The sequence below is a fragment of the Pseudomonas sp. EA_65y_Pfl2_P78 genome, assembly GCF_963970495.1.
In the GTDB taxonomy this organism is placed as follows: Bacteria; Pseudomonadota; Gammaproteobacteria; order Pseudomonadales; family Pseudomonadaceae; genus Aquipseudomonas; species Aquipseudomonas baetica_A.
The window spans coordinates 1-1093 of record NZ_CAXAON010000084.1; the positions used below are offsets into that span (position 1 = coordinate 1).

Annotated in this window: 1 protein-coding gene; it reads right to left on the bottom strand. The window is 58.8% G+C overall.

The annotated features are described in order from the left end of the window. Nucleotides 1–1093: type VI secretion system tip protein TssI/VgrG (tssI, locus tag AACY02_RS25915; protein ID WP_339434358.1), on the bottom strand; the 1093-nt coding region annotated here is incomplete at both ends.

Sequence of the window (1093 nt, forward strand, 5' to 3'; positions counted from 1 at the left end):
TTCAGCACGGTCCCAGCTCAGCTCACACTTCACTCGACCGTATTCGTCACAGTAGATCTCTTCGTTAGCGGGGCCGGTCACACGTGCAGTCTGGGAAACCAGAGGACGACGCGGTGCTGGCAACTGTGGGCGAAACACCACCTCGGCGGGAATCACGCTGAAGGTATTGCGATAGCCCTGGGTGAAGCCGTCAGCGGCTTTGGTGTCGCTGGTGACTGACTCTTCGAGCACTTGTGGCTGTCGGCCGTCGTGCGACACGCTGAGCAACAACCACAGGTCATTGCAGCTGTTGCGCGGGTGTTCGGTCAGTTCGAATAAGTGGCCGCAGCGCAGGTTCGCCTGATCGCTTTGACCTTCGCCCAATTCATAGTCGCTGCGATGGCGCTCCAGCGCCTGACGGGCCAATTGCTTGCCGGACTTTTCGCTCTCGATCAACAGCGGATATCGATAGTCCTCCAGTGCCGGGGTGAATTCGGCGGTGAAGTGGCTTTCGAGCAATAGACTTGGGCGTTTCAAATCATAGTCGCGGCGGGTGACCGTGCTGGTACGGGTGCTGGTTCGCACACTGAAACGGCTGACCACCGAATGCTCGGCGACCATCCCGGAATCCTGCTGATACGGCGTGGCACCGAGTTTGGGCAGGAACACCTGATCGTCGGTGAATACCAGCAAATGCCCGTCCGGTGAGTGCTGGTGGTGCCAGGCGATACCGTCTTCGGCGCATAACCTTTGTATGAATTCCAGGTCAGATTCCGCGTACTGCGTGCAGTATTCGCGAGCGGCGCTGGTGCTGACGTGGAAGGTAAACGCATCGGCCTGAACGCTATGACCGTTGAGCACCTGGGCGATGATCTGCGGCACAGTCATGCGCTGGAAAATCCGCTGATCGTGGCTGAACTGCAAATAGTGCAGCGCCGGTACCAGCGTCAGGTGGTAACGGGTCAGACGCTTGCCGGCCTCGCCGACCAGCACGTCTTCGATGCGCCCGTGAATGCCTTCGCCGTTATGGCCAAATTGCAGAAACGCCGGTTGGCTGAGCAAGCTCTCCAGATCGAAATCCGGGTGCTCGCTGACCAGTTCAATGTGGATGTTG